Origin of the sequence: Collimonas sp. (genome assembly GCF_035566555.1) — a bacterium.
In the GTDB taxonomy this organism is placed as follows: domain Bacteria; phylum Pseudomonadota; class Gammaproteobacteria; order Burkholderiales; family Burkholderiaceae_D; genus Collimonas.
The window spans coordinates 1-9,821 of the sequence record NZ_DATMRB010000140.1 but is presented as its reverse complement, the minus strand read 5'-3'; the positions used below and the strand labels follow the sequence as shown (position 1 = coordinate 9,821).

At 59.7% G+C, this 9,821-nt stretch carries 6 protein-coding genes; 1 reads left to right on the top strand and 5 read right to left on the bottom strand.

Annotation, left to right across the window (positions count from 1 at the left end):
* The 4 genes from VNZ65_RS17505 to VNZ65_RS17490 form a co-directional block, all read right to left on the bottom strand.
* A partial coding sequence (locus VNZ65_RS17505; RefSeq protein ID WP_325671248.1) for a DUF6531 domain-containing protein occupies positions 1-2,683 on the bottom strand: 2,683 nt, incomplete at its 3' end.
* Between the two features lie 13 nt (positions 2,684-2,696).
* Positions 2,697-4,346 (bottom strand): hypothetical protein, encoded by a 1,650-nt coding sequence (locus VNZ65_RS17500; RefSeq protein ID WP_325671246.1) that lies wholly within the window; start codon positions 4,344-4,346, stop codon positions 2,697-2,699.
* Between the two features lie 17 nt (positions 4,347-4,363).
* Entirely contained in the window at positions 4,364-6,607 is a 2,244-nt protein-coding gene (locus VNZ65_RS17495) for a type VI secretion system Vgr family protein (protein WP_325671244.1), read from the bottom strand.
* 315 nt (positions 6,608-6,922) lie between these two features.
* Positions 6,923-7,501, bottom strand: a complete 579-nt coding sequence (locus VNZ65_RS17490; RefSeq protein WP_325671242.1) for a hypothetical protein — start codon at positions 7,499-7,501, stop codon at positions 6,923-6,925.
* A gap of 552 nt (positions 7,502-8,053) precedes the next feature.
* On the opposite strand from VNZ65_RS17490, the gene tssA reads away from it, so the two are divergent.
* Positions 8,054-9,154: a type VI secretion system protein TssA gene (gene tssA, locus VNZ65_RS17485; protein WP_325671240.1), complete on the top strand. Its 1,101-nt coding sequence runs from the start codon at positions 8,054-8,056 to the stop codon at positions 9,152-9,154.
* A 31-nt stretch (positions 9,155-9,185) separates the two neighbouring features.
* Here tssA and VNZ65_RS17480 read toward each other — a convergent pair.
* On the bottom strand, positions 9,186-9,821 hold a 636-nt coding region (locus VNZ65_RS17480; RefSeq protein WP_325671238.1), incomplete at its 5' end, for an OmpA family protein.

The following is a 9,821-nucleotide window of genomic DNA, read 5'->3' as shown; positions in this document are numbered from 1 at the left end:
TCGGCGATTCGTCATTGATGGCGATAGTTGCCACCTGATCGCACAGATCGAAGGTAGCGACTATCTGGTTGCCGGCGCTGGTCTTCCGCAGCAACCGGTTGCCCGCTTCGTCATAGCGATATTCAATCTGGAAACCGTCCTGGATTTCTTCGCTGAGCCGGCCATCGCTATCGAACTTGCGTTGTATGTGCCGATGCGGATTGCGCATCTCCACTATAGCGCCGTTCTGATCGTAGCTAAAGATTTCATCGATGTACTGTGCCGAATGGTCAGTATCGGGCAACGTCTTCCTGACAATGCGACCCAGCCTGTCGGTGGCATAGGTGATCGTACGCCCCAGCGGATCGGCGGTGCTCAGCAAGTTGCTGCCGGCATCATAGCGGTATCGATACGTCTGTTCCCAATAATCAATTTCTTCAATGATGCGACCCAACGCGTCGCGCTTAAGCTGGTAATTTTCCTTGCGCTGATTGACCAACCCAATCAATTGTTCCTCCGTGTCATAGAGGTACTGCATGACGTGGCCGTCGGCCTGTATACGCCTGGAGAGCTGACCGGTGCCGATATATTCCAGCTGGGTCCGGGCTCCATCCTGGCTGGTATGGCTGATCAGTTGGTCCTCCGCGTCGTAGCCGCATAGAATACCGGCGCCGGCGGCCTGGCGGACCTGCAACAAGCGGCCCTTGGCGTCATAGCTATATTCGCTAGCATTCCCCATGGCATCGGTGCGACGCTTCAGGCAACCGAGCGCATCATATTCGAAACAGGTGCGGTATCCCAGAGCATCCGCGAGCTGCGACACATTGCCATAACGGTCGAAAACCAACGCTGTGACAGCATTGCGTGGATTGATATGGGTTAGCAGTTGGCCGTGGGCGTCATAGGTAAAGCGCGAACGGGCGCCCATAGGACTGCTCTGTTCCTGCAACAGGCCCCGTTCATCCCAGCTCTGCCGCCAGCACTGGCCACGCGGATCGACCATCTCTGTCATACGGTTGGCATTGTCATAGGTCATGACCGTCACATTGCCATCGGTGAGCAGTAGCTTCAACAAATTGCCGCGTTCGTCATGCTCAAATTCGCAACGCCGCCCGACAGGGTCAATTACTGCTGTGGTGCGGCCCACCTCATCATATTCAAATACGGTAACGCCACCCAAAGGATCGATTTCACATAAAGGCAAATTGTCCTCGTCGAACTTGATCAGGGAAGTATTGCCTAAGGAGTCGGTGATTTCCGTTTCGCGCAACGCGGCATTGTAGGCGAATCGGTAGTCATGTAATCCGTGGTCGCCCCAGGTATGCACTACGCGCCATTCGCTGTCATAAGCATAGTAAAAAGACAGCCCCAGGCGATCACCGTGGCGCACCATGCGATGCTGATCGTAATCGAAGGTACGGGCGGCGTCGAGCGCATCGAGAGCAGCAACCAGGTCCTGATTCTGGTACTTGTATGTAACCAGAGAATGGTTGAGGCCGGTGGCTGGATCATGCAAGCTTAGCTGATGAATTTTCCCCGCGGATTCATGTACCTCGATAAAACGCCCTGGCAATTCATCGATACCGCTCTCTATGATCCGCGTCAGATGGCCGTCAACTCGTTCGAAACGCCAGTGATTGCCGCACAGATCCTCGATTTTTTCAATCCGCAGATGCAAAGCCTGATGCAGCAATGCGAGATTCATCCCAGGCTTGCGAAAGACATAACGCAAATCTTCTTTCGTCAGCACATGCAGCTCATCTGCCCCGTCGTTGAGTTCCCAGCTCAGACGCGCACCGTCGACAAACTCTGTGACTGCATGATCGGCGCCTACCGCTTCAGGTAAATGTGGAAACACTGCGGCGCCATTTGCCTCGAAAAACAGCACCATGCCGTCCGCTTCGATTTCCAGCCGAAAATCCACAGGTGTCTGCCAGCCATATCCGCACATGCCTGCATGGCCATTGTTCGAAGAATAGTCGCGGCTCCATGTCAACGGCAAGCGTCCCGGCACCACAAAATCTTCGTGCGATACTGTCACGCTGCCATCTCGGATATCGACTGGCTCGGCGCGCAATACCTTGCACTTCAAGAAACCCGGCCCCATGTTCTTGAATAGTTTTTGCCTTGCTTTCTTGAACGCTTCTGCCGCGCGCAGGTAACCTTTGGTTCGGCGCAGGGCTTTGAGTCCTTTGCCCAATGCGGCCAAGCCCAACTTGGTAGCAATCGCCATCATGGAGATCGTCGGCGGCCCGCCAATGAAAACAGTGTCCGGTATCGCCAGATTGACCGCCGTCGGCATGCTCATCGACATATGCGGCTTTTCCGGTTTCTTCAGGCGAAAAGGGGGCACCATGCCGACCACGCTGCAGTCGAGTACTGGCATACCGAGGCGCGAGAACGGCGAATCATCGGCCAGCACGGTCTTGCTGCCCATGAAGATTTCATCGTCGAATTGCGGTCCTTCGGGTGCGCGCATGGGCGGCATCCACATTCCCAAGGGGATGTGGACCGAGAGCCCTCCGGTCCCGGCTATGGCGCGCTTGACGCCAGCCACCTGCACCGTGGCGCCGATGAACGGCAGATAGTCGAACGGATCCAGCACAATCGAAATATGCGCCGTCGGCAGCGGCCCCGGCGGCAATTCGTACATGTGGATATCGATGCCGATCTGCGGATCGAAATGTTTGGCTGCGTTGGTCATAGACGCTTCCCTGTCAGGCTGTTGTGGCGGCGCCCAGCGGCTCCGCTGCAGGCGCGTTTGGATCGGCGGCAAGCGGGCCGTCGATCACGCCTGAGGAATCAGGCAGCTTGGTGAATTGCGGCGGCTCGCTCCATTGCGGGACGTCTTTATCGAGCGGATGCTTGACCTCTGGCAGTCCGTTCCAGAGCGGGTTGAGCAGCTCGCGCGCCAATGCCACCACCTTGCGAAAATATTCGTCGCCGCCGGCGATCAGGTGCTCTCGCTCCTGACGCTGGCGCTGGAAACTGCTTTCGAAACGCGCATGCATGGCGTTTTCGATTTTTTCCAAGTCGCTGGACTGTGGCCGCTCGCCCAGCTTGCTTGCTTGCTGTTCCGCTTGCAGATGGGCAGCCGCGATCGCTGCCTGATAGTCGGTCGCGCAGCGTTCCAGTTTTGCGGTGCGCGCCGGGTCCTGCACCCGCAGCAAATCGTGCAGGGCCAGCGGCATGGTAGTCAGCGGGCGTTCAGCCGGGCTCACCGCCTTGGCTGCACGCAAGGCCAGCGCACCGTGATCGCGCGCCGGCTGCAGCTGGCCGTTCTGCGCATAGCAATAGGCGGCCATGCGGAAGCCTTCGATTTCAAACATGGGGTTCGGCACGCGCTGCGCCTGCTCCGCCGCGCTGCGATAGGCTTGCGCGGCACGCTCAGGCTCCTTCGCCACCAGCCACACGCCGGCTTCGCCGAACCAGGTTTGCATGATCAGGTCGGCGCCCATCGGGTGCTTGCGTTGCTCGGCCTGGGTCGCGCATTCACGCGCATCGCGATAGCGCTTGATGGCGTCGGCATGGTTCTTTTCCTTGAGGTAGGCGCCGGCGACCGCCATCTGCAGCACCACCTGCTGGTCCGGCCATTGTTCGCGCTGGGCGATCTGCATGGCTTTTTCGGCGCGTGCCGCGGTTTGCGCAGCGCTGCCCTTCTCTACCAGCGTGATGACATCGGTCAGCAGCTGCCGGTAAGCCACGGTGGGGCCGGCGCCGCCGGCCTGGGCCACTGTTTCGCGGGCGATGTCGAACATGTCGATCGGCGCTTCGACCACCCGTACGCGGTCGCCATGGCGCTGAGCCAGCGTTTGCCAGCGCAGATTGGTAGAGGTATCCACCAGCACCAGACGCACACCTGCACCATCCGCCGTCAATGCGGAACTGCGCAGCGCGGCATCCAGCCACGCTTCCCAGGCTTCCTGGCTGGTGACCGGATGCGGCGCCAGCACTGCCGCCACGTAGCGCATGTGTTCCAGCTGAGCCTGGTGGTAACGGGCGAACGACGCCAGCGTCGCCATCACGCCGGCGGCCGAATCGTGTTGCGGCACCTGCGCAAGCGACCAGTCTGTGCGCACACCCTGTTCGCGCAGGCTGTCCTTGCTGTCGATATAGCTTTCCGCCAGCGCCTGGCGCAGCGCGCGGCTGTAGCCGAAGCCGGTATCGAAAGCAGCGTTAAAACGCAGGAACAGGTCTGGCGTGGTCCAGTCGCCCGGATGCTGCTGGATTTCGAAGAATGCCTGCAGCATGCGATCGGCATTGGCGGGGATGCGCCATACCAGGACTCTCATGCGCGGGTCCTCGGTATGTTCCAGCCACAGATCGCGCAGGGTCGCGACTCGTTTTTCGACAGGATTCTTGGCCATGCTGGCGCCCTCTCCGCTTAACTGTTCAGGTTGATCTTGCTGCCGTTGATCGACACGCCGCTGCCGTTAACCTTGATGATCGAGCCGCCTGCGGTAATCGTGATTTCGCCGCCATCGATACTGATGCCGGCGCCGCCGACGATCAGGTCAACCTTGCTGCCGGAAACAATGGTCTGGTCGGAACCCGAATACTGTGTGTGGGTGCCGGACACCTCGTGATTCATGTCGCCGGTCACCGACAACAAGCGATGGCCGGTATTGCTATCCTTGACTTCGCCGGTGACGGTACGCTGGTCGAGGCCGGTCACCGTGACGTCGCGGCCGGCGTGCATGGTGTCGCTGACGGCGCCGGTGACGGTGTGTGTCAGCGTGCCGCTGATATCGCGTTTCCAGTTGCCATTGGTATTGCCGCTATAGTTGCCGATCAGCGTACTACCGTAATCGCCGGTGATGTTTTCGTTATAGCCCGCCGCGGTAATCGTCCGCTTCTGGCCGGCGTGGTAGGTCTGCGTCACGGCGCCTGTCACCGTTGCGGTATCGGTACCGGTGACGGTGCGGGTATCGGTCCCGGTCACCGTTGCACCGCGGTTGCCGCCTACCGAGATATCCTGGTTGGCGCCGACATTCAGGCTGTGGTTGACCGCGACCGTGGTCGCCTTGTTGTTCTTGACCGTGCTGTTGTGGTCGTTCAACACCGTCACCGCCATGTCCTTCTGGGCATGCATGTTGAGCAGTTCGCTGCCGCCGGTGTCGTGCATGGTGACTTCGTTAAAGCCGCCGCCGCGCACGGTCTTGGAGCGCATGCCGCTGACTTCCTGGCCGAACGGCGGCATGTTGTCGGCGTTGTAGACCCGTCCGGTAATAATGGGCCGGTCAGGATTGCCATCAAGGAAATCGACCACCACTTCCTGGCCAATGCGCGGCGCCGATACCCCGCCCATGCCAGCCCCGGCCCAAGGGCTGGCTACCCGCACCCAGCAAGAGCTCTGGTCATTGAACTGGCCCAGCCGGTCCCAGTGGAACTGCAATTTGACGCGGCCATATTTGTCGTGCCAGATCTCCTCCCCTTTCGGCCCTACCACGGTCGCTGTCTGCGGTCCCGGCATCCGTGGCCGCATAGTGTCGCGCGAAGGGCGGAAAGGAATCTTGCGGCGCAATGCCGTGACTTCGACACGGTAGATGCAATCCTGGGCCGTACTGAAATCGCTGGCGAAATTATTGCGGGCGTCATGCGTGATCTGCAAGGCGATGAAACGGTGCTCGGTGGCGTCGTCGCTCTCATGCTCGAAATGGCCTTGCAGGTCGAAATAACGGCCGACGACCAGCTCACGGTAAGTGCCTGAGCCTTCGAACAGCTTGGTCTGCCAGCCCGCTTCCTCGGCGCGCACTGCGCTCAGCTGCTCGCCGACCGCGCTGCTGCCGTAGCTGGCGGAACCGTCGTAGGCATAGCGTTCAAACTGCGGCAGGTTGCCGCGCGGGACCTCGGTTTTCTGCTCCACCGCCAGCGGGTTGCGCGGCTGCTTGAAATCGAAGCTCTTGATGCTGTGCACCGTGGCGCCGACCTTGCGCCGCGGCCGCCAGTCGTCCAGCACGTCGCTGGCCTGCAGTTCCTGGTTCGGCTGGAAACGCACCGTCGCATTTCCTTCCAGCGGCAGGGACTGGGTGGAATCGTCGGCCAGCACCAGTTTATGGCCGCTCTCGCTGTGCTCGAAACTATAGTAGATGCCGGCATCCTCCAGCAGCCGCGAGACGAAGCTGAAATCGGATTCGTTGTATTGCACGCAGTAAGACAGTTTGGGATAGCGGCTGGCGATCAGGTCGAAGCGGTAGTCGGCCAGCTGGCCGTACTTGTGGAACACTTCCTGGGCAATGTCGAGCACCGACAGATCCTGGAACACGCGGCAGTTGCTGGCGTAATCGAGGAAGGAGAACCAGGGCGCCAGCTGGGCCTGGTAGGTAGCCATGCCGCCGTCGCTGCCGGTGCGTGCAAACTCGCGCACAAAGCCATGGAAATGCCGCTCGCCGGACTTGGTCTGCATGGTCAGCAGCAGCGGCTGGCCGACCAGCTGCTTAAGCTCAAGCTGGTCGTAGGGCGACAATAATTCCAGCGTCAGGTCGAAGGGCTTGGATAGCGCTTCCTTGCCGTGCAGGCGGTGCACCAACAGCAGGTCGGCGTCCAGCGGCGTCTTGATCCGGACCAGGCGCCGGTCCTGGTTGAAGCGGCCGACGCGGGCCAGCATCGCAGAGGCGTTTGGATACATTGAGATTCTCCATTTCGCAAAAGGACTGGCTCTGCCGAGGATAGCTGTGCAAGCCACGATCCTGAATGAGTGTGGCGCGGACTTCCATGCGCTGGATGCTTCATTGAACTGCTGAGCGGCAACATTATTGCCGAATTGCAATTATATCGACATTTGAGAGAAATGCGACATTCAGCAACAATAATTTACATTGATGGAATGACAGGTGGCGATAGGGAGATGCGCAACCGGCCGGCGGCTGGTTGCGCACAAGCCTCGCAAGGAGGCGGCAAGGATGGGGATAGGGATGGCGATGGCCGGCATCGCCGGATTACCTTATTGCAGCGCGCCAAACGGCTTGGCATCGCCGCCGGCATCCGCCGGCGCAGCGGCTTTGGCGGCACGTACGGCTTTCTTCCTCAACGGCCGGCTGACCTTAGGCTTGGCTTCAGCAACCGCAGCCGGGTCGACCACGGTTTCGCCCAGGCTTTCACGCAGCAGTTTTGTCTGGCTTTGCGCATCGGTCAGCACAGTCCCGTTCAGATCGCTCTGCGCGCTCAGGTCGTTCAAAGCCTTGATCGACAGCTTCAGGCTGCCTAGGGCGACCACGCCACGCGCATATTTATCGGCCGGGTCGCGCTGCAGCACTTCCAGTGCGTAAGCAACCGCGTCGCCATAGCTGCCGGCATCGTATTTGATCTGGGTCATGCGCACCCAGGGCGTTTTTTCCGTCGGACGCGCCTGCGCCACGTCCTTGAGCACTTTGATTTCCTGGTCGGCAGCGCTGTTCTTCTGCGCCGCATCTGCCGCAACCGGGGCCGCGGCAGCCGCCGGCGCGGCCGAGGCCGCAAGCGGCAGCATCAGGCAGCTCATGGCGACGCTGCAGATCAGTTTGTTTTTCCATTGATTCATCATTCCTGCTCGCTTTCTTAAAAATATTAAAACCGGGGCAGCAGCACACAGCCGTTCAAATAGAAGCATCATAATCGGCTATCAACTATCGCTGCGATTATTGCTACCCAATTAACAAATAATGACAATTCACACGCGCACAGCGGTCGGAAGCAGCTGCTTTCTCAGCATGCGGCATCGTTTTCACCTGTCGATAACAGTCGGGGCGCCGGCATCGCATGACAGGTGACAGCGCTTTATCGATACATGCACTGAGGACACATGTTACTACGGAAACATATCCTTTTCCTTTTTGACAGCTGCATCGAAGACAAGCTACCGAAAAACCACAGCTGCCGGCATAGGCAATTTACCTATCATTCGTAAAGCCGGCGCCGGCACTGGAGTATGATTGCACCAAGGAAATTTCAGCATTTGTCCGATGTTTCATGTAATGTATTGGCAAGATTTCATTTGTTGTTGCAATATATTCCTGGTCTGGGGCGTAGCGGAGTTTCCAAGGATCCCGCGACTGCGGCCTTTCTTAGCCTGAATTCTTTTTGTGGGTTTGCCTTCATGTTTTCTGTCGAACAATTACTTAATCCAATTGCTGAGTCCGCACCTTGCGGCGCCGACCTGTCCTTTTCCAGCGACCTCGACGCCATCGCTCACGCGCGCCGCTTCGACGACCCGTCGCTGGACCAGGGCGAGTGGATCACCGAACTGAAAGAAGCCGACTGGGGCTTTGTCGTCGACAACTGCGCGCGCCTGATCGAAACCCAGAGCAAGGATTTGCGCCTGGCGGTCTGGCTGAGCGAAGCCAACGCCAAGGTGCGCCATTTCCGCGGGCTCGGAGATGGCTATCTGCTGCTGGCCGGCCTGAGCGACCGTTTCTGGGACATGCTGTATCCGATCCCGGAAGACGACGACCAGGAACTGCGCATCGGCAATGTCGGCTGGCTGCTGTCGCGCTCGGTGCAACTGGTGCGCGAAATCCCGATCACGGAAGGCCGCGGCACAGCATTTTCCAGCATCGATTTTGAATCAGCCCGCATCCGCGCCGCCAATGAAGAACGCGGCAACAGCGATGGCGGCGATGGCGTCAAGCTGGCGGACGTTGAATCGGCGCGGCGCAAATCTTCTCCCGCCTATTACGAAAAACTGCTGGCCGATGCCGGCTATTGCCAGCAGGCGTTGCTGCAGCTGGAAAAGTCGATCGATTTCCGGGTCGGCCAGGACGGCCCGGCTTTTTCCGCGGTCAAGGAAGCGCTGGAGAGCGTGATTGGCACCATCACCCGTTTCGCCCAGGAAGCCGGGATCAATACCCGCCCTGCGTCGCCGGCCAATGGTGCCGATACCAACACAAGCAATGAACAGAGCGCACCCAAGGTGCAACAGGAGGTGAACAAGGTGGAGCAGCAGGAACCGCAGACAACTCTCAACGGCCCGATTCAGAATCGCACCCAGGCCCTGATGCAACTACGCCACGTGGCAGATTTCTTCCGCCGCACCGAGCCGCACAGCCCGGTCGCCTATCTCGCGGAAAAAGCCGCCCACTGGGGCGAGCTGCCGCTGCATCACTGGCTGCGCACGGTCATCAAGGATCCGGGATCGCTGGCGCATGTCGAAGAACTGCTGGGCCTGCACGGAGACAACCAGCAGCACGACCAGAACTGAGGCGCTGGGCGCAGCGCCCCGGTTGCTTTGTTTACTGGGAGACCCGGAACTCGATCCGGCGGTTGCGCGAGCGGCCATCGGCGGTATCGTTGGTCATGATCGGCCGGTCCGGCCCCTGCCCCGAAGTGACGATCAGATCGCCATTGATGCCCTTCTGCGTCAGATAGTCCTTAACGGCGTCGGCACGCGCCTTGCTCAGCGATATATTGCGCGCGCGCAGACCCTGGTTGTCGGTATGGCCGATGACTTCCACCTTCTTATCCCTCAGCTTCGACAGCGCCGCCGACATTTCGTCGAGGATGCGCATGCCGGACGGCGTCAGCGTGGTTTGTCCGCTGTCAAATTCGATGGTGCGGTTGGCCAGCGTCTGGTCCAGCAAGCCCTGCTCTGAAGCCGAAACCCGCAAACCGTTCTTGACCGTGTAGGTCGGGTTCAGGTTGCCGGCGATCTCACTGGCGATCTGCTGGCGTTGCGCTTCGTTGCTGACTTCGCCGTTGATGCTGACCGTGTTGCCGTCGATTTTCAGCTGGCCGCGGCTGACCTGCTTCAGGCTTGGGTTGAGCAGTTTCTGCACGTAGCCGTTCCAATTGGCAGGCGCCACCACCGAACCCACCGAGATCTGGTCGACCACGCGGTCGGCGCCGTACAGCTCCTGCAACTTGCTCAG

Bases quoted from the DNA above. Each gene is read 5' to 3' on its own strand.
- VNZ65_RS17500 (WP_325671246.1), bottom strand. From the start codon at position 4,346: ATGGCCAAGAATCCTGTCGAAAAACGAGTCGCGACCCTGCGCGATCTG.
- VNZ65_RS17495 (WP_325671244.1), bottom strand. From the start codon at position 6,607: ATGTATCCAAACGCCTCTGCGATGCTGGCCCGCGTCGGCCGCTTCAAC.
- VNZ65_RS17490 (WP_325671242.1), bottom strand. From the start codon at position 7,501: ATGATGAATCAATGGAAAAACAAACTGATCTGCAGCGTCGCCATGAGC.
- tssA (WP_325671240.1), top strand. From the start codon at position 8,054: ATGTTTTCTGTCGAACAATTACTTAATCCAATTGCTGAGTCCGCACCT.